At 66.5% G+C, this 21,242-nt stretch carries 19 protein-coding genes and 1 tRNA gene; 17 read left to right on the top strand and 3 right to left on the bottom strand.

The features are described 5' to 3' along the window. Positions 1-36 precede the first annotated feature (36 nt). The 13 genes from DEU34_RS12450 to DEU34_RS12395 all read left to right on the top strand — a co-directional run bounded on the left by DEU34_RS12450 (position 37) and on the right by DEU34_RS12395 (position 13,205). The gene (locus DEU34_RS12450; RefSeq protein WP_121150758.1) at positions 37-936 is read left to right on the top strand and encodes a DUF4397 domain-containing protein; all 900 of its coding nucleotides are present in this window, start codon (positions 37-39) and stop codon (positions 934-936) included. Next, a complete protein-coding gene (locus DEU34_RS12445) occupies positions 933-2,540 on the top strand; it encodes a class F sortase (RefSeq protein WP_183042473.1) in 1,608 nt (535 codons plus the stop codon). Before DEU34_RS12450 ends, DEU34_RS12445 begins: the two co-directional genes overlap by 4 nt. A 43-nt stretch (positions 2,541-2,583) precedes the next feature. Continuing rightward, entirely contained in the window at positions 2,584-3,366 is a 783-nt protein-coding gene (locus tag DEU34_RS12440; RefSeq protein ID WP_121150755.1) for a polyprenol monophosphomannose synthase, read from the top strand. A 473-nt stretch (positions 3,367-3,839) separates the two neighbouring features. Continuing rightward, positions 3,840-4,043: a helix-turn-helix domain-containing protein gene (locus tag DEU34_RS16560; protein WP_220659952.1), complete on the top strand. Its 204-nt coding sequence runs from the start codon at positions 3,840-3,842 to the stop codon at positions 4,041-4,043. Continuing rightward, positions 4,040-4,432, top strand: a complete 393-nt coding sequence (locus tag DEU34_RS12430) for a helix-turn-helix domain-containing protein (RefSeq protein WP_121150753.1) — start codon at positions 4,040-4,042, stop codon at positions 4,430-4,432. Before DEU34_RS16560 ends, DEU34_RS12430 begins: the two co-directional genes overlap by 4 nt. A 1,257-nt stretch (positions 4,433-5,689) precedes the next feature. Next, entirely contained in the window at positions 5,690-6,217 is a 528-nt protein-coding gene (locus tag DEU34_RS12425; RefSeq protein ID WP_147424070.1) for a hypothetical protein, read from the top strand. Next, positions 6,214-6,681, top strand: coding sequence for a hypothetical protein (locus tag DEU34_RS12420; RefSeq protein WP_121150749.1), 468 nt, complete (start codon positions 6,214-6,216; stop codon positions 6,679-6,681). The genes DEU34_RS12425 and DEU34_RS12420 overlap by 4 nt, the downstream gene beginning before the upstream one ends. Then, on the top strand, positions 6,678-7,079 hold the full coding sequence (locus DEU34_RS16125) for a hypothetical protein (protein ID WP_147424069.1): 402 nt from the start codon (positions 6,678-6,680) through the stop codon (positions 7,077-7,079). The genes DEU34_RS12420 and DEU34_RS16125 overlap by 4 nt, the downstream gene beginning before the upstream one ends. 280 nt (positions 7,080-7,359) lie before the next feature. Next, complete coding sequence (locus DEU34_RS12415; protein ID WP_220659951.1) at positions 7,360-7,932, top strand: recombinase family protein; 573 nt, start codon at positions 7,360-7,362, stop codon at positions 7,930-7,932. 148 nt (positions 7,933-8,080) lie between these two features. Then, on the top strand, positions 8,081-9,202 hold the full coding sequence (locus tag DEU34_RS12410) for a site-specific integrase (protein ID WP_121150747.1): 1,122 nt from the start codon (positions 8,081-8,083) through the stop codon (positions 9,200-9,202). A gap of 228 nt (positions 9,203-9,430) precedes the next feature. Beyond that, complete coding sequence (locus tag DEU34_RS12405) at positions 9,431-11,125, top strand: reverse transcriptase domain-containing protein (protein WP_121150745.1); 1,695 nt, start codon at positions 9,431-9,433, stop codon at positions 11,123-11,125. Positions 11,126-11,183: 58 nt separating this feature from the next. Beyond that, positions 11,184-12,581 (top strand): AAA family ATPase, encoded by a 1,398-nt coding sequence (locus DEU34_RS12400; RefSeq protein ID WP_121150743.1) that lies wholly within the window; start codon positions 11,184-11,186, stop codon positions 12,579-12,581. After that, positions 12,582-13,205 (top strand): DUF4276 family protein, encoded by a 624-nt coding sequence (locus DEU34_RS12395; protein WP_121150741.1) that lies wholly within the window; start codon positions 12,582-12,584, stop codon positions 13,203-13,205. It begins immediately after the preceding gene. A gap of 215 nt (positions 13,206-13,420) precedes the next feature. On the opposite strand, the gene DEU34_RS12390 is transcribed toward DEU34_RS12395, so the two are convergent. Further along, positions 13,421-13,494, bottom strand: a tRNA-Gly gene (locus DEU34_RS12390). A 200-nt stretch (positions 13,495-13,694) separates the two neighbouring features. On the opposite strand from DEU34_RS12390, the gene dcd reads away from it, so the two are divergent. Beyond that, positions 13,695-14,300 (top strand): dCTP deaminase, encoded by a 606-nt coding sequence (gene dcd, locus DEU34_RS12385; protein WP_121150739.1) that lies wholly within the window; start codon positions 13,695-13,697, stop codon positions 14,298-14,300. Positions 14,301-14,493: 193 nt separating this feature from the next. Continuing rightward, complete coding sequence (locus tag DEU34_RS12380) at positions 14,494-16,386, top strand: S9 family peptidase (RefSeq protein WP_121150737.1); 1,893 nt, start codon at positions 14,494-14,496, stop codon at positions 16,384-16,386. Positions 16,387-16,571: 185 nt separating this feature from the next. Here the strand turns inward: DEU34_RS12380 and DEU34_RS12375 are convergent, their stop codons facing one another. Next, entirely contained in the window at positions 16,572-17,288 is a 717-nt protein-coding gene (locus tag DEU34_RS12375) for a hypothetical protein (RefSeq protein WP_121150735.1), read from the bottom strand. A 117-nt stretch (positions 17,289-17,405) separates the two neighbouring features. Here DEU34_RS12375 and DEU34_RS12370 point away from each other — a divergent pair, with 117 nt between their 5' ends. Both DEU34_RS12370 and DEU34_RS12365 read left to right on the top strand, forming a co-directional pair. Next, the gene (locus DEU34_RS12370; RefSeq protein WP_259460149.1) at positions 17,406-17,918 is read left to right on the top strand and encodes a MarR family winged helix-turn-helix transcriptional regulator; all 513 of its coding nucleotides are present in this window, start codon (positions 17,406-17,408) and stop codon (positions 17,916-17,918) included. Between the two features lie 159 nt (positions 17,919-18,077). Next, the gene (locus DEU34_RS12365; RefSeq protein WP_121151537.1) at positions 18,078-19,697 is read left to right on the top strand and encodes a BCCT family transporter; all 1,620 of its coding nucleotides are present in this window, start codon (positions 18,078-18,080) and stop codon (positions 19,695-19,697) included. Positions 19,698-19,795: 98 nt separating this feature from the next. Here DEU34_RS12365 and DEU34_RS12360 read toward each other — a convergent pair whose 3' ends face one another. After that, positions 19,796-21,175, bottom strand: coding sequence for an MFS transporter (locus DEU34_RS12360; protein WP_183042472.1), 1,380 nt, complete (start codon positions 21,173-21,175; stop codon positions 19,796-19,798). Positions 21,176-21,242: the final 67 nt, after the last annotated feature.

Raw genomic sequence — 21,242 nt, 5'->3', positions numbered from 1 at the left:
CTCCGTCTCCACGACCCCCCCGAAGAAAGGATCACCATGATTCCGAACGCTTCCACTCCCGACTCCGCGCGGCCCACCCTTCGGCGCCGTGTCCGGGGCCTTGCCCTCGTGGCCGCGGCCGTCCTCCCGGTCGCCTTCGGCGTCGCGGTCGCGCCCGCAGCATCCGCCGCTCCCACCGAGCCCGGCGGGTGGGCCCGCGTCGCCCACCTCTCACCCGACACCAAGTCGGTCGACGTGCAGATGACCGCTCTATCGGGCGGTGCTGTCGTCTACGAGCTCGAAGACGTCGCGTACGGCGCGGTGAGCGACTACATCCCGCTCGCCGAGGGGACCTACGTCGTCTCGATGGTGCCGTCGGATGCGGCGGACGACGCCGAACCGATCGTGCAGCAGTCGGTCGACGTCGCCGCCGGGGGGCCGGTCACCGTCGCCGCATACGGTCGCAACGACGACCTCCAGACCACCGTCTTTCAGGACGACCTCTCCGCCCCCGCCGAGGGGCAGGCGCGCGTGCGTGTCGTACAGGCGTCGACCGTCGAACCCCGCGTCGACGTCGACACCGTCGAAGGCCGCTCGATCGCCCGCGAGGTTCCGACCGGCGCGGCGACCGGCTATGCCTCCGTGGCCGCCGGTGAGTGGGACCTCGAGCTGACCGGAGCCGACGCGGTGTCGTCTTCCGCGGTCGACCTGCCCGCGGGCTCGGTGTCGACGTTGTTCGTGCTCGATACCGCTGCGGGTGCGCTGACCGCGCAGGCCATCACCGACTCCGCGACTCTCGCCGACATGCCCGTCGGCGGCATCCACACCGGCGGGGGCGGTACGGCCAACGGTCAGACCGGAGCCCTGGGCGGCGTCGCGGCCGCGGGACTCCTCCTCGGAGGAGCCGTCGTCGCTCTGATCGTGCGTCGTCGTCACGCCACCTCGGGAACCGTGTGATCGGCCTTCGGCGCGCGCTCGCCGCATCGTCCGTCGCCGTCGCGGTCGCCCTCGTGGCCGCGGCGTGCGCGGGCCCGGTCGCCGAGCCGGTCTCCGAAGAGACGGACGGATCCGCCTCGGCGGCGGCGGACTTCCTCGAGCAGTACGCCGACGACGGGCGCGTGGTGCGCACCGACCAGGGCGGTGACACGGTGAGCGAGGGACAGGCGTACGGCCTGCTCCTCGCCGTCGCCGCCGACGACGAGGAGACCTTCGACGAGATCTGGGAGTGGACCACCACTCACCTGCAGCGCGACGATCTCCTGCTCGCGTGGCGGTGGCAGGAGGGGGCCGTGGTCGATGACCAGCCGGCCTCCGACGCCGATCTCGACGCTGCGCGCGCTCTCGTACTCGCCGGCGACGCCTTCGGGCGGGATGACCTTCGACAGGATGGCGTCGCGCTGGGCGAGGCGCTGCTCGACGAGATGACGGCGTCGACCGAGATCGGGCGGATCCTCCTGCCGGGGCCGTGGGCGACCTCATCCCCGCACGCGTACAACCCGTCGTACTCCTCGCCCGCGGCGTACGCCGTCTTGTCGGATGCCTCGGGAGACGCTCGGTGGGATGAGCTCGCCAGCGGCAGTCGAGCCGCGACCGAGGCGCTCCTGGACGTCAATGCGCTTCCGACCAACTGGGCCACGGTCGCCGCCGACGGCTCGGTCGCCATCGCCGGTTCGGCGAGCGGTGAGGGCGAGCCCGGATACGGCTACGACGCCACCCGCACATCGATCCGTTACGCCGAGTCGTGCGACCCCGCCGACCGCGCGGTGGCAGCCCGGATCGCCGCCGCCCTGCCTGAGGGCGACGAGCTGCCGGCCGAGCTCGATTCGGGCGCCGGGGCAGTGACGAGCGACCAGCATCCCGTCGCGTACGCCGCGCGCGCCGCCGCGTACGCGGCGGATTCGAGCACGGATGCTGCGCGGGACGATCTTTCGCGCATGACCGAGACGGCGGTGGCGACGCCGACGTACTACGGCGATGCGTGGAGCGCCCTCGCGGGCGCGATGCTCACTGACGACGTGCTGGGAGGATGCCCACCGCTCGAGGCGGCGACGTCGGCGGCGGGCGCCTCGTCTTCCGCTGCCGACGGGTTCCAAGACCCGGTCGCCCCGGCGGCGGCGTCGAACGCCACTCCCGAACACATCTCGATTCCCGCGATCGGCGTCGATTCCGACCTCATCGGCCTCGGGCTGGGCGCCGACGGCTGGATCGAGGCCCCTGCCGACTTCGACGCCGTGGGCTGGTACGAGAACGGCGTCGTGCCCGGCGCCATCGGACCGGCGGTGATCGCGGGGCACGTCGATTCCCCGACGGCGCCCGCTGTCTTCTACGACCTTCCGAAGCTCGTCCCGGGCGATACCGTCTCCGTCTCCCGCAGCGACGGCAGCACGGCGGACTTCGTCGTCACCGGCATCCAGGCGGTGGAGAAGGACAGCTTCCCGACGGAGTCGATCTACGCCCCGGTGCCGACCCCGGAACTGCGGCTCGTGACCTGCGGCGGCGCGTGGGACCCCCAGACAGGGCACTACGTCGACAACGTGGTCGTCACCGCCGTGGCAGCCTGACACGTCGAGAACCCCCGCCTCGCAGCCGAAGGAAGGACCCGATATGAACATCGCGCTCACCGTCATCCCCACCTACGACGAGATCGAGAACCTCGAAGCGATCGTCGATCGCGTGCTCGCCGTCGGACGCTCCGACGTTCTCGTCGTCGACGACGCGTCGCCCGACGGCACCGGTGTGCTCGCCGATCGCCTCGCCGCGCAGCATCCCGGCGTGCACGTGCTCCACCGAACCGCGAAAGACGGTCTCGGCCGCGCGTACCTCGCCGGTTTCGCGTGGGGCCGCGAACGCGGGTACGACGTGCTCGTCGAAATGGACGCCGACGGCTCGCACCAGCCCGAATCGCTGCCGACCATGCTCGACGAGCTGGCCGACGCCGACATCGTGCTGGGGTCGCGATGGGTGCCGGGCGGGAGCGTCGTGAACTGGCCGGTGCACCGGAAGGCCCTCAGCGTCGGCGGAAACCTCTACGCCCGCCTCGCCCTCGGGATCGACGTGCGCGATGCGACGGGGGGTTACCGCGCGTTCCGCGCCGGCGCTCTCGACGTCATCGGACTGGACGGGGTCGCGTCGCAGGGCTACTGCTTCCAGCTCGACCTGCTCTGGCGAGGGCTCGAGCGCGGCCTGCGCGTCGTCGAAGTGCCGATCACCTTCGTCGAGCGCGAGCACGGCGTCAGCAAGATGAGCGGCGGCATCGTCCGAGAGTCGCTGTGGAACGTCACCGTCTGGGGCCTGCGCCGCCGCATCACCGCGGTGCGCGAGATCGTGCTGCACCGGCGCCGACTACCCTCGGTGCGCGCCAACACTCGTCGTCTCGCCCCGGCCTGACCGCGACGAGGAACGTCCCGCGACGGATGCGAGGCGATGCGCCACCTACGGTGGGCTTCGCGATGTGGAGGGGATGACGGGAATCGAACCCGCGCTATCAGCTTGGGAATTCGGGAGCCTCTCGCAAGGATCGACTTCCTGGCAGGCGCCCGTTGACGTCTTGGGTCAGCTCTCACGTCACGAGCGGTCACGAATAGCCACCAGGATGCCTCTGTAGTGGATATTTCTGGCACGCTGAACGGCATGCGGCGGGCCTCCACTGCGGGCCGTTGCGGGCTGTTCAGCCGGGTGTTAGTCTCTCCGTCGAAGGCGCGTTCAGAGCTGTTGAGCAACCTGATCGTTGTGCCGGACCCTACCGAGTACCCCACGATTCGCACGTAGCAGGACACGTACGTTGAGAGTTCTGGGGGTGGGCAGATCAGTTCCCCGGAGTCTGTTGCACCCTGTTTTCTCCTACTGTCCGGAGTGCACTCGTGCCCATCTCGCAGCCGCCATCGCGGCAACCCCTGCTGACCGTTCCCGAGGCGGCCGCTCACCTAAAAGTCAGCGTCTCGACCGTCCGTCGCCTTGTTCGAAACCGCCTTCTTGGTGATGTCCACGTGGGTAGATCGGTCCGGATCTCCTACGACGAGCTGGACCGCTTCCAGCTCGCTAACGAGCGGGCGGCTCTCTCATGATTGCTTGGTACGACCTTCCCCTGAGCGTCCCCCGCGCGGCGGCTCTCCTCGGGATCTCAGAGGACGAGGTCTACGAGCACATCGACCGCGGCGAGCTAGACGCTGCCTACTACGACGACGCTCGGATCACGCTTGACGAGCTGGAACGGTTCGAGCTCCACAGAGCGCAAACCGCTTTCCAGGTTCTCGACGGGGATGTGCTCGCGACGCTGTCACTTGTGAATGTCGCTGCGGTAGCCGAACAGCTAGATCAGTCAATTCCGTACGTCCGCGACTCGATCGCTTTGGGTTTTCTGGAAGTCGGTATAGACGAGAACGGAGTGCTTTGCATTCTCAGGTCATCTGTTGAGAGCTACCACCGGATGCTGTTCCGAGAGCTTTACGAATGAGCGGCTCATGGAAGACAGGTACCAAGCCGCAGAAGCCTGCTCCGGCGCACCAATTCTGGTTGGCTAGGGGTGAGGGGTGCCCCGCTCTTTCCGGCTGGAAAGGCTGCTCCGGGTGACTGGCCGCGGTCGGCCATCGAAGTATCCGATGGTGAGGCTCCCGGCGACAGGAAAGCTGCACGCGGCTACCGACCCAATACACGGGCTGTGGAGCCTCGCTCGGAAGCTGCGACGGGATATCGATCGAATCGTTTATGCCGACGGTCTGGCTGATGAAGGAGTTGGAGCGAGCGAACCGGGACTCGTCGTGCCCGCTGTCTGGGAGCACGAGAAGTGGGGGACCTACAATCTCGTCCGCTTCATTCTTGCCTACCTCCCGCCGAGGCCTGACGCGAACCACTACGTGAGGATTCGTCTGGACGATGATGGCCGCGTTCGGCTCTACTGGTGTGCCTTCAAGGAAGACTCCGTCCATCGTGCAGCCCACTTCCTCGTCTTCACTTGCTGCAACGCAATGTCGGCACCGCAGCCCTTCGAGTGGAGCTTCGACGGCGTCAAGGGGCCTTTCCCTCCCTCTTGGGGAAAGCTCGGGTTTGATCTGCCTCGCGAGGGTGAACCCGAGACTTTCGTTTGGCGCCCCGAGGCTTTACCTGGCGATCCTTCGTTCCTTCCTGCACCTGTGCCTCTAGTCGCTGAGACAGAACGAGAAGTCACTGGCCCTTCGTTGATGAATGTCTACCGCGAGATGTACGGCCACAACGTGGAGGATTCGTTCCCGGGCGCATTCGGCGTTGAAGGGGTCGTAACGTGGACAGAAAATGAGCCCCTGACAGAAAATCGACGACCCAACCTTCCGTGGCTGCGCGACGGTGCGCCCGAGGGTTGCCTGTGCCCAACCGGCTCGCCCTCACCGGACTGCTGGCTGGCTTATCGGCATACGTGTGAATGATCTAGCTCGTCGGATCGACCTCCGCCGTAGGCCGTCCTCAGTATGAGTGGGGCGCAACCTCCACAGCTTCCCCGCGAGCCAGCACCTCCGCCGCCTACGGCCGCTTAGCCCCGGATTGACGGGGACTTTCCCGTTTTTCGGCGTGTCGGGCTGAGTTGCTACGTGCTCCAGCCGAAAGGACACAGTGAGGCCGCCGGGTTGATACATGAGAGAGAGCCTGAGTCCCACCCGGTGCGACACGCCAGCGGGTGAGCGTACCCAGGCTTGAGAAGGCTGGCCGCCGTAGTTCCCGTCAGAAGGGAGGTGGCCAGATGGCTAGAAAGCAGGGATGTGCTTGGTGCATCAGTACAAGCGCATCTCACTGGGACGGGCTTCTTGCCGACGGGATGCCGCTGGCGGCGGTGTCGGCCATCACCGGGTTCTCAGAGGCGGTCGGGCTGTCGCATGCGAAGCACCACCTCCCCGCTCGGAACATTGAGTCGGCACTTCCCGGCTCCGAGGCAACTGCTCACGAGGTTGCTGTTCGGCTGCTCCGCATCGCTAGCTTGACCGCAGCTCGTTCTGACGTTGCTGAGGAGTCGGGAAGCGTCGACTTGATGTTCCGCGCGGTTGAGTCACGGGCCGCGGCCGCGGCTGCGCTCGCGACGATCTTCCACCTCTCGAACCTGCAGGCCGATGACCTGCTAGCCGAGTGCGAGGCGTTCATTCGGGCCGTCCACCGGCTGTCGTCAAGCGGGCTCCCCGCGGAAGTCGAGACGCTGGCCTGGCTCGTTCGCGAGGCGGGCGGTCACGAGGTTGCCGCTGCCATGGAGCTCACCTATCGAAAGGACCCGAGATGACTAGGCAAGAGATCACACCGCAGACCGCCCCGGGCAGCGAGGGCATTCGTGCCTTCGAGCCATTCACCGTGCACTTCCTCGCACCGATGACGGTTCGGATAGCGGACCTCAACTCGCATGTTTTCGTCCGCGGTGACGAGTTCACCATCACGCCCTTGATCTGGGCCTTCTCGGAAGACCGCAACGGCGCTAGCTGGCTGGATGTCCTCGACGAGCCCGCGTTGCAGCTCGCGCAGTGGGGGGTGGTGCGGTTCGCCCGTGGACCCTGGCCCAACGGAAAGCCCAAGCACCTGCCGGGTAGCCCCGAGGCCGACGAGAAGAAGGCGGAAGACTGGGCGGCAGTATGGGATCTGCCCTACGGCGAGGTCCGCAACGCGCGCCGCGCAGAGCTGCGCGCCGAGTACGGCACCCCACCGACCGCCATCATGACACTCGGTTTCGAGCCCGGAGGTGCGCCGCTATGACCAGCAACCGTCAAACCGGCCAGGCATTTCGTGCCGAAGCCCTCATCTATCTCCTACAGAACGGCCTGATCGCCTTCGACCCCTCCGACCAGTCGAGCGCCTTCCACTCCATGCGAACCGACGCGGATCAGTGGACCCACATCGCGGGTGTCCACCCATGGGTAGTGCACGTCCGCGGCGGCGCAACCGGAGATGTCCTGTCCGAGGCGCTTTCCGACGTAGACACCGCTGCACGTGCGGCTGGCACCGAGTGGGGAGCAGCAATCCTCCGCCGTCGAGGCCACGAGACGGAGGACTCCTACGCCCTCATGCCGCTCCGGACCTTTGCCCGCATCTTGCGCGGCGAGGCTCCGGAACCCCCAAGACCTCCTCGACCTGTCGCCGGCATCGCGGGTTGAGGACGGAGCGGGCTTAGTAGGACCCGCTAATGGTGGCTCGGTCGTCCACGTCGGCGCGACCGAGCCACCACCCCGAACGTCCCTCCCGACATTGGATTACAGGCCTCGCCGGGAGGGGCGCCGACCAGTGTCCTTTAGCAGGGCTTCTGAGACGGTGATAGAAGACTGGCGGAGACGGCCTTCCAAGGGTTGAGAGCGTTCCAGAAGTCTGTACCCAAAGTATTGCCGTCTCATCTGGTATTTTCCTGCATTTTGATACCCGCCTAGGGTATGATTGGACGTGAGCAACCACCAGATCGGCTACGCCCGAATCAGCACAAGTAAGCAGACCACCGACCAGCAACGGGACGCACTCGAAGCCGCCGGAGTGACCCGGATCTTCGAAGACGTAATGAGTGGTTCGAGAGCCGATCGTCCCGGCTTGAAGACCCTCCTGGAGTACGCACGAGAAGGTGACACCATCACCGTCGTGGCACTCGACCGCCTGGGTCGCTCCATGACCCACGTCATCCTCACCATCGAGGAGCTCCAAAGCAGGGGCATACTCGTCCGGTCGCTTCGCGAGGGGGTGGACTTCACTCAGCCCGTCGGCCGGATGCTCGCCGGCATCTTCGCCTCCCTTGCCGAGTATGAACGAGCCCTCATCCGCGAGCGTGCCGAGGCTGCACGCGAGGCCGCACGTATTCGAGGAAAGCAGACTGGACGCCCACGGGCACTGGACGAAGCCAAGATCCGTCAGGCATGGAGCCTCCGTGAGGCGGGTTTTAGTCCATCCGAGATCGCCTCCACGCTTAAGTGCTCCCGAGCCACCGTCTACCGAGCATTCGAAGCCGCCAAGCTTCTGATCGCCTGACACGCCTCAGGCCGCTCCAGCGTGGAAGCAAAGCGACCACAAGGTAGCGACGAGATTCTGTGAATTGCTCATCAGGGCGGTCTCGACCACGCGTTCACAGGTAGTACGAGTAGCCGCGCACGACGCGGAGCACCTAAGGAAAGACAAGATGGCCGACGCATCTGCAAGACGAGCAAGCCGCCGTACCTTCGGCAACGTGAAGAAGCTCCCCTCGGGCCGGTTCCTAGCTCGGTACACAGCCCCGGACGGAACCGCGAGAGCCGTCAAGGGCACATTTCGAACCAAGACCGACGCTGATGCGGCCCTGAACCGCATTCGCATCCAACAGGAGGACCGGACCTGGCTGGATCCAAATCACCGGGCCCCAACACTGGGTCAGTACATTGAGCACTTCCACCTGGTGCGCCGAGGCCGTGGTGGGGGACCGGTCAAGCCGCGAACGCGCCAGTTGGCGGACGGGCAGCTGCAGAGATACATCCTGCCTTCGTTTGGCGAAAGCCCTCTCGATCTAGTTACCCTGGCCGCTGTCCGCACTTGGCACGCACAGCTGCCTGGCAGCTCCTCCCTCCGCCGACAGGTCTACTCACTTCTCCGCGCCATCCTCAGCATGGCAGTCGAGGAGGAGATCATCCGTACGAACGCTTGCCGCATCAAAGGTGCTGGTCAAGACGCATACGACTCGCGCCCGTTCATGAGCCTGGATAAGGCCGAATCGATCATCGCCCATATGACATCCCCCGAGGGGCGTCTAGCCAATGTCACCCTCCACACCCAGATGCGACTGGGGGAGGCACTCGCCTTGCGCTGGGGTGACGTCGACCTCGACGCCCGCACCATCAGGGTTTGCCGCTCAGTAAGTGAGGTCGCAGGCGAGCAGATCGAGACCACAACCAAGAGCAATAAGGCACGCACGGTCAGCATTGACAATGAAACATGCGCCTTGCTGCGTCAGGAGTTGCACCGCCCAAACGACCGGGTCTTCCTCCGAGCGGACGGTACCGCCATGCGGCACTGGCACGTCGCTTCGGCTTGGAAACGCGCCCGCAACGCGGTGGGGCTGCCGCACTTCCGATTCCACGACCTCCGGCACACCGGGTTGACCGTGCTGGCCTATTCCGGCCTCCCGTCGCAAGAGATCAAGGCCCGTGCTGGCCACTCCACCGATGCCGCCGCTCTCAAGTACCAGCACCTCGCAAGCCAGATGGATCGAGCATCCTCGGACGCCTTCGAACGCGCAATCACTGAGAGTCGGAACCGGCGAGCGTCGTAGGCCGTTTCGCAGGACGCCTGCCCGTGGCCGTCGAGAGGCTGCGCCCAGCCGAGCTTCCGCGTCGCCCGGGGGCTGAGAAGCCTTCTCCGCACTGAATCATAGGGCTGCCCTTCAGGGCCCCTTCGAGCCGATGACTCGGCCGGTTACGGCTGTGCAGCAACTACGGTCGGCTTCGTCTAAAGGGTGTTACGCTCACGTGAGCGATAACGATCATGTGAGCGCAGGAGTATGAGCGAGAAGTTACTGACCGTCGAGGAAACAGCCGCGCGTCTCGGCATTTCGACCGCGACAGTGAAGAGGCGAGCCCGAGAGGGCACGCTCGACGCGGTGAAGAACGGGCGAAACTGGGTCATACGCGCAGCGGGATTGCCCTCCCCGGTTGTTCCGAGGACACCACGCGCGACCGGGGCACCCTCGGGGCTCGTCGACTTTAACTCGGCCCTACGGCACTTGCGAGACCGCGATTTGCAGCGCGATCTCTGGATTCCAGACGTCCTTCGCTTCGAAGACGATCTGAACGATGTTTCCTGGCTTACGGACGCGGCGGCTGCCCGCATTGACGGACTCGCGGAACTTGACCCCGCAGTGCCCGTGCCTGTACCGAAGAGCCCGATCTTCCTGCGGAATGCAGTAAATCTCTCACTTCCTGACCGCTTGGCCTACCACGCCGTGGTCTTGGCGATGGCGCCTGCGCTCGACGCCGCTGTGGGCACCCAAGCGTTCGCCGCACGCTTGGGAAACTCCCGACGGTTCCTTAAGTCAGACGGCGCCTACGCGCGGTGGAAAGCTGCTGTGAAGAAGAAGGCGGAGGAAGTCGACGGGTACGTGGTTGAGACGGACGTCACCGCCTACTTTGATTGCATTTCGCACACTGTCCTCATGCAGGAAGTCCGCGCCGTTGGGGTGCCCGCGCCGCTTGCGGATGTACTTGGTCGCATGCTGAGGACGTGGGGGGTCGCTCCCGGAACCGGTCTGCCGCAGGGGCCCGACGCGTCTCGACTACTCGGGAACTTTTACATGAAGGCCGTCGACGACGTGATGGCGCGCATTCCCGGCGTCTCGTATTTTCGATACATGGACGACGTCCGAATTATTGCGCCGAGTCGTCACTTAGCCATTCGGGCGCTTCATCAGTTCGACGACGAGTGTAAGCAGCGGGGTCTAGTTCTCTCGACGAAGAAGACTGAACTCAGGACTGCATCCGCGGCGCTTGCCGCGCTCCAGGACTCCGCGCTCGATGACGCGCAATACGAGTTCAACCATGATGAATCGTCCGCCAAATCTCGGAGGACTCTCTCCGACCTTTTCCGTGCCGCCATCAACGATGACGGCACGGTGAATAGCCGGCGTGCGCGATTCAGTCTCTACCGCCTGCGGGCCCTACGAGAAAAGTCCGTACTATCTAAGGTGCTCAGCAACCTGGAAACAGTCTCGGGTCTCGGCTGGAACGTCGCCGCCTACCTGGCTCCTTGGCTGACTCGGCCCCGTGTCGGTGATCGAATTGCGGACTACCTGGAAGACCCAGAGCGCAACACGGCGGACTTTCTGAGTTCCTGGCTGTTGGCGGCTATCGCGGACGAGCCGAGATCCGCGCGACCACGGCTAGTGAACTTCGCGAGGTCCAGGGCGTTCGACCGGTCGCAGCCTAGCTCCCAGCGCGCGATCGCCATGCAGGTCACGGCACTCGGCCGACAGTCATCTGATCTAGCCCGCCTGAAAGCAGTGGTGGACCGGGAATACGATCCAGGGGTCGTTCGAGGTGCTCTTGTCGCACTGCGTCGCGTGGATCGACTAGATCGTACGACGGCCGACCGCGCCAAACGCCTCCCGGGGATGGAACGCACCATTCAGTACCTGCGTGCGCACGACGACCTGCCCTCCATGTTGTTCGGTGGCCAGCGAGCGCAGAGGCTCCACGGCTAGAGACTTGTGGTGGGCTGAGGGCAGGGCGCGACGTGGCATCGAGCGCTAACGTGGACACGTGCTGACGCGGCTAGAGGTAGACGGGTTTAAGAACCTATTCGACGTCACGGTAGAGTTTGGGCCGTACACCTGCATTGCGGGGCAGAATGCTCTCGGAAAGTCGAACCTGTTTGATGCAATCGAGTTCCTGTCCCTCGTAGCAGACCGTCCGTTCATGGAAGCCGCGCAGGACATCAGATCCGCCGGCACTCGAATGGGGGATCCGCGAACGTTGTTCTGGATGGGTGGATCTGGCCCGCCACCCCTCATGCACTTGGCAGCTGAGATGGTCGTCGCGGACTCGGTCTATGACGACTTCGGGCAGGAGGCCAAGGCGACCAGCACGTTTCTTCGCTACGAGCTGACTCTTCAATACGTCGCCGCCACCGGTGCTGGGCCGGTACCGATGGGCTCTGTTCGCTTGCTCAACGAGGACCTCACCTACATAACGCAGTCGAAGGCTGCCGCGCGCCTCCGTTGGAAACACTCGCCAAAGTTCCGACAGAGAATTGTTAAGAACGACCGCAAGGGCACTGGGTTTATCTCGACGGGTTCGGATGGCGCGTTTCAAGTCCATCAAGATGGCGGTAGTCGTGGCCAGCCGCGTCGGTCGGCAGCCGCTCCACGAACTGTCCTGTCCACGATCAATACGTCGGACGACCCAACCGCTCTTGCTGCGCGACGTGAGATGCAGCAATGGCGGAAGCTCGCGCTCGAACCGTCTTCTATGCGGAGGCCAGATTCCATTACGGGGTCTTCGGAGATCGGTTCCGACGGTTCACATCTGGCTGCCGCGCTGTTTCGGATGGCGGACCAGGGCCAGGATTCCAACGTGTACGCCGGCGTTGCGGCGACTGCGTCGGCGCTAACAGACGTCCGGGCGGTCAACGTCGACTTCGACGCGAAGAGGGACATTCTGACGCTCGAGGCGCGTCTAGGGGCAGGCCCATTCTTGCCATCTCGCGCCCTCTCCGATGGCACCATGCGCTTCGTGGCTCTTTCTGTGATTGAGGCCGATGCGTCGTTTGGCGGCGTCATCTGTATGGAGGAGCCCGAGAACGGGATCCATCCCGCGAAGATCGAGGCCATGGTCAGCTTGCTTCGCGATCTCGCCGTCGATCCAGCGGAAGAACCCGGCTCCGACAACCCGCTTCGTCAAGTGGTGGTGAACACGCACTCACCGAGGTTCGTTGTCTTCCAAGACGACAGCGACATGCTGCTGGCTCTTCCCAAGACGATTGTTCGCGATGGCGAGACAGTGCAGACCGTGTCGTTCGCTCCGCTGTGGGATACGTGGCGTGCTCTCGGCCGCCGTGATGTCGTCTCCAAGGGCGTGATCGGCGATTACTTGACCGCCCCCGACGATGCACCGATGCTGCTCGACTACCCCGGTCGCGAGATCGAAGGGATCGCATAAGTGGGGGACCTGCAGTTCGCTCTTGTGCGTGAAGGCTCGTCCGACGACGGCCTCGTCACCCACATTCGGGAACTCTTGATCCGTGCTGGTGCTACTCAAGTTGTCGGGGCACCGCGACAGTACAGGGGCACAGTTCTAGAGAAGATCCAACAGGTACTGCAGGAACCAATCAGACCCGGCTTGATTTTTGTGCACAGAGATTCGGACTCCTCAGACGCATCCTCCCGTCAGGCCGAGATCGTGAAGGCGGCTGATGCGATGGGGTGCGTCGACCAAGTGGTGGCGGTTGTCCCAGTCCAGGAGCTCGAGGCCTGGTTGCTCACCGACGAATCGGCCATCCGTGCCGTTGTTGGCAAGCCGAGCGGACGGGCCTCTCTGGGTCTGCCTACGGTGGGGCGCATCGAAGCCACGCCCAGCCCAAAGGAGATTCTTCGCGCTGCTTGCCTCCTCGCGAGCGAGAAGAGCGGCGCTCGTCGACGTAAGGAGTCCTCCCAATTCGATGTCAGGCGAGCGACTCTATTAGAGAGGCTCGACATTGACGGCGTGGTTGCAGAACTTCCGTCCTGGCAGAAATTCGTGGCTGACCTCGAAGTAGCTGCGGCTCTCGCTCTCCAGGGCGAGTGAGTCGTCATCAGGGCTGCCCAGACAGGAAGCCTGATGTGCCCGGGAATACGGGCACGTCTGTCACGTAGCTGCCGTTGCTCGACGACCCGATGGCGGAAAAGGAACGTTCGGTCAGACGCATTGGTCTTATGGCATACGGGTGGCATGCGACTCAGTTGTGTGTAGCCGCCGCAACACGCGACCATGCCACCGCCTGTGGTGGTAAGTCGAGACAGTGGAGGGGATGACGGGAATCGAACCCGCGCTATCAGCTTGGGAAGCTGAAGTTCTGCCATTGAACTACATCCCCGGGCAACCTTTCGGCGTCGGGCCAGCATAACAGGGGCCTCTGTGCCGCAGCATCCTCTCGATCCGTCATGGACTCGGCGAGTGGCCACGCTGTCGACGTGAAGCGGATGTCGGGTCGGCGAGCCGACATCGTCCCGGCGGGAAGGGGGCGAGGCGACGTCGCGGAGGCGGGGAGCATCGCGCCGGCTCTAGGCTGATGCCGTGCTGCTCTCCGACCGCGACATCACCCGTGAGCTCGATGCGAAGCGCATCGTGCTCGAACCCTCCGATGCCGCGATGGTGCAGCCGTCGAGCGTGGACGTGCGACTCGACCGGTACTTCCGGCTGTTCGACAACCACAAGTACCCGTTCATCGACCCCGCCGAGGATCAGCCCGAGCTGACGCGCCTGATCGAGGTCGCACCCGACGAGCCGTTCATCCTGCACCCGGGGGAGTTCGCGCTCGGCTCGACGTTCGAGCTCATCGGACTGCCCGACGACATCGCCGCGCGGCTCGAGGGGAAGTCGTCGCTCGGCCGGCTCGGATTGCTGACCCATTCGACGGCCGGGTTCATCGACCCCGGGTTCACCGGCCACGTCACGCTCGAGCTCTCCAACGTCGCCACGCTCCCCATCAAGCTCTGGCCGGGGATGAAGATCGGCCAGCTCTGCTTCTTCCAGCTGACCTCGCCCTCCGAGAACCCGTACGGCTCCGGTCCCTACGGCAACCGCTACCAGGGCCAGCGGGGGCCGACGGCGTCGCGCTCGTTCCTCAACTTCCACCGCACCGACGTCGGCGTCACCGACGCGGGGTCGGTGGGCGGGTAGCCCTTACCGCCCCTCGGTCGTTACGGCGAGGCGCGACACGCGCATTTGCACGTATGTGCATATTGCGTGGAGTGTTCTCCCAGCTTCGGCGCACATCCCTACACTCGACCCTGGCTCGGCCGGCCGCACGGTGGCCGATGAGCCGGACGCCCCCGAGCGTCGCCTCACCCGTCGGTACAAAGGAGTAATCGCCATGCCCTCATCCCGAAGGCACCACCGCCTGTGGTCGCTGTTCTTGGTCGCCCTGGCCCTCGTTCTCGCGGGAGGCTCGACCGCCGCGATGGCGCAGACCTCGTTCGGGTCTGTCCAGGTGCGTGACGTCGCATTCACGTCGGCCGACGGCAAGACAGTCTCGGGGCTCCTCTTCGTCCCCGACGGCGTCACGGCCGAGTCGCCGGCGCCCGCGGTGCTGGCCGTGCACGGATACGTGAACTCGCGCGAGATGCAGCAGGCATCGTCGATCGAGCTCAGCCGTCGTGGCTACGTCGTCCTCGCTATCGACCAGTCGGGCCACGGTCGCTCGGACGCACCGGCCTTCGGCAACGCCTTCAACGGCCCGGCCGGTCTCGGATACCTCCGATCGCTCGACATCGTCGACACCGACAACATCGGGCTCACCGGGCACTCGCTGGGCGGCTCGACGATCATGAACGCCGCCGCGGCGTTCCCGGACGGGTACCAGTCGATGGTCCTGCTCGACTCGGCCACGGGGTTCTTCGGCCCTCCCGGAACCCCCGACTTCCCGCGCAACCTGCTCGTGCAGTTCGCCGAGTTCGAAGAGTTCTCCGGGTCGATGTGGGGCGAGGCCAACACGCGCGACATCCCCGCGAGCGAAGCGCTCAAGGCGACGTTCGGCACCACCGACGACGTGGTGCCCGACCAGCTCTACGGATCGATCGCCGACGGCACCGCGCGCGAGCTGGTGCGTCCGGTGAACAACCACCCCGGCGTCACGCACGATCTCGCGGCCACGCAGCACATCATCGACTGGTTCGGGCAGACCCTCGAGGGTGGCCACGATGCGGCCGGACAGATCTGGTGGCTGAAAGAGGCCGGAACGTTCGTGGCGATGGTCGGCGCGGTTCTGATGATCTTCGCCACCGGTGGGCTGCTGCTGCGCGCTCCCTTCTTCTCGCAGATGCGTCGTCCCGTCCCGGCTGCCGCCGGCAGCCGATGGGGCTGGCCGTGGGCCGTATCGGCGCTGCTGACGGCGGGCATCCCCGCGCTGACCTTCTTCTGGTTCAACACCTGGGGGGCGCTGTGGATCCCCGCCGGGCCCGTCTTCGGTCAGACTTTCGCGACCGGGATCGCGGTGTGGGCACTTCTCAACGGCGTGATCGGTCTCGTCATCTACGCCATCGGTGCGGCTCTGGCGCGCCGGTCGTCGGGCAACCGGGTGCTCCCGAACCTGCCGGAGGTCGATGGTGACGTCGCCGCTCCGCGTACACGTGCCGTCATCGGGCGCGCGGCGCTCGTCGCGACGATCGCGGTCGGTGCCGCCTATCTGCTGGTCGTCCTCTCAGACTGGTTGTTCAAGACCGACTTCCGGCTCTACGTGCTGCAGCTGCAGCCGCTGACCATCACGCGATTCGCGCAGTTCCTCGTGTACCTGATCCCCTTCACGGCGTTCTTCCTGATGCTCACCTTCACGTTGCACCGCTCCCTGCGCTGGCAGGGACGGTCGATCTCGCGGGGCAAGGAGATGCTGGCGAACGCCATCGTGCTCCCCGCGGGAATCCTCGTGCTCGAGATCATCAACTACGTGCCGCTGCTCGTCACCGGACGCCTGGCGATCGACGAGGCGCTGCTCACGATCGTGGGCTACCCCTTCATCGTGGTGCTGGCTCTCGTGGGCATCATGTCGACGTACTTCTTCCACCTCACCGGCACGATCTGGACCGGAGCGTTCGCGTCGGCGCTTCTGGTGACGTGGAACGTCGTCGGCGGAACGGCCATCCAGGGCGACGTGCAGGAGTGGGGTCCGTTGGCGTTGGTGGTGCGCTTCGTCCTCCCGCTGCTGGCGGCCGTCGTGCTCGTCCTCGTGGTGATCGTGCGACGCCGACGCGATCGCGTGAGCGCCGCGTAGCCGCCGGTCGCGCAGCATCCGTTCAGGAGCGCCACGGGAGCATCGCGCTCTCGTGGCGCTCCTGCGTTCGGCCCGGCAGCTGCTCCGCCGCGCCGCGTGCACGCACAGAATCCAGGATCGATGCGCGCTCTCGGGGGCTTTCGGGCCCCCGGGCAGCGATCCGTGCTGGATTCTGGTCGACCGGGCTAGGCGACCGATTCGGATGCTGCGGCACGGCCGCGCTCGAAGCCGGCGGCGAACCCGCGCTCGTAGGCGCGCTCGCGGTGCGCGCCGCGCTCACCGCGTGAGCGGTGCTCGCCGCAGCCGTGCTCGTGGCGCGGGCCGAAGCCGCGGTGACCGGGCCCGAAGCCCCGCTCGCCGGGCTCGACGTCGCGGTCACCGGTGAACCCGGGCCCGAAGCCGCCGGCGAACCCGCGCCCGAAGCCGCGGGAGCCCGGTCGGGGGCCGGGCCCGAAGCCCCGACCGCGCCCGGCGTGGGCGTTCTCGTCCCAGCCGAGCTCGCGGGCGATCGCCTCGAGCGAGTCCACGGTCGTGGCGTAGTCCTCGGGTGAGACGGCGCCCGAGACGCGCTCGCGCATGCCGTCGACCAGACCGGCGAGGCGCTCCTTCTCGGCGCGCCCCTCCTCGGTCAGGCTCCAGACGCCGTCGGTCTGGACGATCCAGCCCCGGTCTGCGAGCCGGCGCACGCGTCCGCTCTTGCGAGCGAGACGTTCGGCCAGCCACGGCGCGTCGACGCTGCCGTCGACGGCGTTCAGCAGCATCCCGTCGCGGCGCGAGACGTCGGCGTCGTCGAGCGACGTGGCGAACTCGCGGGCGAGCAGGCCGTCGACGACGCGCAGCCAGAAGCCGAGCGGTCGAGGGGAGGGGGAGGTGTTCTCTGTGTGGGTATTGGAGTTCTCCATGAGGGAGTCCTTTCGTCGTGGCGGCCGGGAGGGCCGCCTGTTCCATGTCTTATGACAACTAGTTGTAGAGTGACATGTATTCCGGTTGCATGTCAAGTCGCATGTAAATTGGATGCTGTGACCACCGACCCCGCCGAACAGATCGCCGCCGCGCTCGCCCGCTTGAGGGGTTCGCGCCCGCGTCCGCCCTGGGATCCGGAATCGGGTCGTGGTCCGTGGGGTCACGGGGGGCCGCGTCAACGCGCGGCGATGGGCGGCCCGCCCTGGGCCGATCGTGACCACGGCAGGTTCGGCGGGCCTGCGCGGCTGCGTCTGCTCGAAGCGCTGCTCGCCGCATCCGACCCCCTCACGGTGAGCGAGGCGGCCGCCGCGATCGGCGTCGACCAGCCGCGCGCGTCACGGCTCGTGCAACAGCTCGCCGACCACGGGCTCGTTCGGCGCGAGGCGGACCCCTCCGACGCGCGACGCACCCGCATCGCGCTCACCGAGCCCGGGGAGGCGCTCGTGCGCGGGTTCCGCGGCGAGAGGCGCGACGCCGTGCGCACCGCCCTGTCCGACTTCAGCGACGCCGACGCCGGCGAGCTCGCCCGACTGCTCGCGAAGTTCGCCGACGCCTGGCCGCGTCCATAGCACGGGAGGGTGTTCCTCGCGCGGGCGGAGAGGCTTGGATACCGTGTTCCGGTGACTGACGGAATCCCTGCCGAAAAGCCATCGCCCGTAACGACCGACTCGAAGGCGCCGCTCGGGGTCGCCAGATGGGTGGTGATACCCGCCGGTGCGGTCGCGCTGATGATCAGTCTGTTCGCGGTGATCTTCCCCGCGCAGGCCGAGGTCGCGTTCGCCGCCGTGCAGGCGGGCATCGTGAACACCTTCAGCTGGTACTACGTGCTGATCGCCGCCTTCTTCGTCGCGTTCGCCCTCTTCGTCGGCTTCAGCCGGTTCGGTGACATCAAGCTCGGCAAGGACGACGACGAGCCCGAATTCTCGACCGGCTCGTGGATCTCCCTCCTGTTCGCCGCGGGCATGGGCATCGGTCTCGTGTTCTACGGGGTGAGCGAGCCCCTCAGCCACTACGTGAACCCGCGCCCCGGGGTCATCGGCACCGACGCGCAGCTCGCCCAGTCGGCGCTGACCCAGACCTACCTGCACTGGGGCATCCAGGCGTGGGCGATCTACGTCGTGGTCGGTCTCGGTCTGGCCTACGCGATCCACCGCCGCGGGCGTCCGCTGTCCATCCGCTGGGCACTGGAGCCCCTCCTCGGCAAGCGCGTGCGCGGCGGCTGGGGTAACGCGATCGACGCGATCGCCCTCGTCGGAACCCTCTTCGGTGTGGCGACGTCGCTGGGCCTCGGCGTGCTGCAGATCAGCGCCGGTCTCGATGCGGGCGGGATCGTCTCGGAGCCCGGGCTGCCCGTGCAGATCGTCATCATCGGCGTCATCACGATCGCGGTGCTCTTCTCGGTGCTCTCGGGTGTGACGAAGGGCATGAAGTGGCTGTCGTCGATCAACCTGGTGCTCGCCGGGCTCCTCATGCTGTTCATCCTCTTCGCGGGCGACACGGCGTTCCTGCTGCGCGAGTGGGTGCAGTCGATCGGCGCGTACATCCAGAACTTCGTCGGTCTGAGCTTCACCGTCAGCGCGTTCCAGGGCGAGGCGGGTCAGGAGTGGCAGGCCGCGTGGACGTCGTTCTACTGGGGCTGGTGGATGTCGTGGGCGCCCTTCGTCGGCATCTTCATCGCCCGCGTCAGCCGCGGACGCACCGTGCGCCAGTTCGTAGTCGGCGTGCTGCTCGTGCCGACGCTCGTGGGCGTGCTCTGGTTCGCCGTGCTCGGCGGGTCGGCGATCGCGCTCGAGATGCGCAGCCCCGGTGCGCTCACCGAGGCCGACGGCTCGGTCAACGTCGAGGGGGCGCTCTTCCAGCTGCTCGACACGCTGCCGGGCGGGGCGATCCTCACGATCGGCGCGATCATCCTCATCGGGATCTTCTTCGTCACCTCCGCCGATTCGGGGGCGCTGGTGATGGGCATGCTCGCGACCGGGGGCAACCCCGAGCCCGCCCGATGGGTGCGCATCTTCTTCACGCTCGTCACCGCGTTCCTGGCGATCGCGCTCCTCGTCGCGGGCGGTCTCGGCGCCCTGCAGGCGGCGGCGATCGCGACCGCGCTGCCGTTCAGCGTCGTGATGCTCGCGATGTGCTGGGCGACCGTCCTCGCGTTCCAGCGTGAGCGGCGCGCCTATGAGCGGGCGCGCCGGGCGCAGTTCGTCGACCAGATCGGCGAGCACTACGGCCTCGAGGTCGAGGCGCGCGACGAGACGGGCCTCCGCGCGCCCGACTGGTGGCCGTGGAAGAAGCGGACGGATGCTGCGCACGCAGCATCCGATGCTCCTGCCGGCCCGACGAGCACCTGACCGCGAAACCCGATCTGCGCGACGAGACCCCGGCACGATGTCGGGGTCTCGTCGCGCAGAAGCGGTCTCTCGGGTAGTGCGGCTGCGGGAAGCCGCGCTCAGTCGATCGTGGCCTGCTTCGCCTTGACGGGGAGCATGAGGAAGAGCCCCGCGAGCAGCACCAGCACGATGCCCAGGATGCCCAGGCGGGTGTCGCCCGTCACGCCGACGAACAGGGCGAACAGGCCGGGCGCGAGGAACGATACGGCTCGCCCCGTCGTGGCATAGAGGCCGAAGATCTCACCCTCCCGGCCCGCGGGGGTGATGCGCGCGAGGAACGACCGGCTGGCCGCCTGCACCGGTCCGACGAACGCGCAGAGGATGAGCCCCGCGACCCAGAATCCGCCCTGCGCCGAGCCGATGAACAGCACGGCGGTGCCCGTGACGACCAGGCCGACGAGCGAGAACAGGATGAGGTTCTTCGGGCCGAACCTGTCGTCGAGGCGCCCCGACGCGATGGTGCTGAGTCCGGCGACGAGGTTCGCCGCGACGGCGAAGTAGAGCACCTCGGTGGAGGAGAAGCCGAAGACCTGCTGCGCGATGATGGCGCCGAAGGTGAAGACGCCGGCGAGGCCGTCGCGGAACACGGCGCTGGCGAGGAGGAACAGCAGCACCTGGCGGTTCCCGTGCCACAGCGACGCGAGCGTCTGCCACAGCACGGCGTAGGAGCGGAAGAACCCGACGCGCACGCGTCGCGACGGCGCGTCGATCTCGGGTACCCGAAGGAGGACGGGAATGGCGAACAGGCCGAACCAGATCGCCGAGGCGACCACGGCGACGCGGATGTTGAGCCCGTTCTCGGTCGTGATGCCGAGCACGCCCCCGGTGCCCTCCGCTCCGAAGTTCTGGATGAACAGGACGAGCAGCAGGATCAGCAGCACGATCCCGCCGACGTAGCCCATGCCCCAGCCGAAGCCCGAGACGCGTCCTACGGTCGCGCGCGTGCTGACCTGCACGAGCATGGCGTTGTAGTTGACGCCGGCGAATTCGAAGAACACGTTCCCGACGGCGAGCAGGGTGGCTCCGAGTACCAGGTACCCCGGCGCGGCTTCCACGAAGAACATGGCCGCCATCGCCAGCACGACGACGAAGGTGTTGATCCCGAGCCAGAGCTTGCGGCGGCCGCTGCCGTCGCTGCGCTGACCGAGCACCGGTGCGAGCACGGCGATCACGATGCCGGCGATCATCAGGGCCACCCCGACGAGGCTCGCGTTGGCGGCGAGGGCGGCGACCAGGTCGGGGTTGCGGTCGTCGTCGCCGGCCGCGGCGACGATGGCCGGGTCGACGAACAGCCCGCTGGCCAGGTACGTGCTGAAGACGAACGTCGTGACGACCGCGTTGAAGGCCGCGGAGCCCCAATCCCACAGCGCCCACGACCAGACTCTCGAGCGGGGGATGACGGCGGCGTCGGACGGATCGGGGGAGCTCACGTCGGTCACGCTAGGCCGTCGCGGTGAACACGCGGTGATGCCCCGCCGCGCGTCCGACGGCCGCGCCTCGCGGGGG

Source organism: Microbacterium sp. AG1240 (genome assembly GCF_003635115.1).
Classification (GTDB): domain Bacteria; phylum Actinomycetota; class Actinomycetes; order Actinomycetales; family Microbacteriaceae; genus Microbacterium.
The sequence above is the reverse complement of the archived record's forward strand: the minus strand, read 5'-3'. Positions and strand labels throughout refer to the sequence as shown.

What these genes read in the sequence shown, in the direction of transcription:
- DEU34_RS12450 (WP_121150758.1), top strand. Translation starts at nt 37, where the DNA reads ATGATTCCGAACGCTTCCACTCCCGACTCCGCGCGGCCCACCCTTCGG.
- DEU34_RS12440 (WP_121150755.1), top strand. Translation starts at nt 2,584, where the DNA reads ATGAACATCGCGCTCACCGTCATCCCCACCTACGACGAGATCGAGAAC.
- DEU34_RS12430 (WP_121150753.1), top strand. Translation starts at nt 4,040, where the DNA reads ATGATTGCTTGGTACGACCTTCCCCTGAGCGTCCCCCGCGCGGCGGCT.
- DEU34_RS12425 (WP_147424070.1), top strand. Translation starts at nt 5,690, where the DNA reads ATGGCTAGAAAGCAGGGATGTGCTTGGTGCATCAGTACAAGCGCATCT.
- DEU34_RS12420 (WP_121150749.1), top strand. Translation starts at nt 6,214, where the DNA reads ATGACTAGGCAAGAGATCACACCGCAGACCGCCCCGGGCAGCGAGGGC.
- DEU34_RS16125 (WP_147424069.1), top strand. Translation starts at nt 6,678, where the DNA reads ATGACCAGCAACCGTCAAACCGGCCAGGCATTTCGTGCCGAAGCCCTC.
- DEU34_RS12410 (WP_121150747.1), top strand. Translation starts at nt 8,081, where the DNA reads ATGGCCGACGCATCTGCAAGACGAGCAAGCCGCCGTACCTTCGGCAAC.
- DEU34_RS12405 (WP_121150745.1), top strand. Translation starts at nt 9,431, where the DNA reads ATGAGCGAGAAGTTACTGACCGTCGAGGAAACAGCCGCGCGTCTCGGC.
- DEU34_RS12380 (WP_121150737.1), top strand. Translation starts at nt 14,494, where the DNA reads ATGCCCTCATCCCGAAGGCACCACCGCCTGTGGTCGCTGTTCTTGGTC.
- DEU34_RS12375 (WP_121150735.1), bottom strand. Translation starts at nt 17,288, where the DNA reads ATGGAGAACTCCAATACCCACACAGAGAACACCTCCCCCTCCCCTCGA.
- DEU34_RS12365 (WP_121151537.1), top strand. Translation starts at nt 18,078, where the DNA reads ATGATCAGTCTGTTCGCGGTGATCTTCCCCGCGCAGGCCGAGGTCGCG.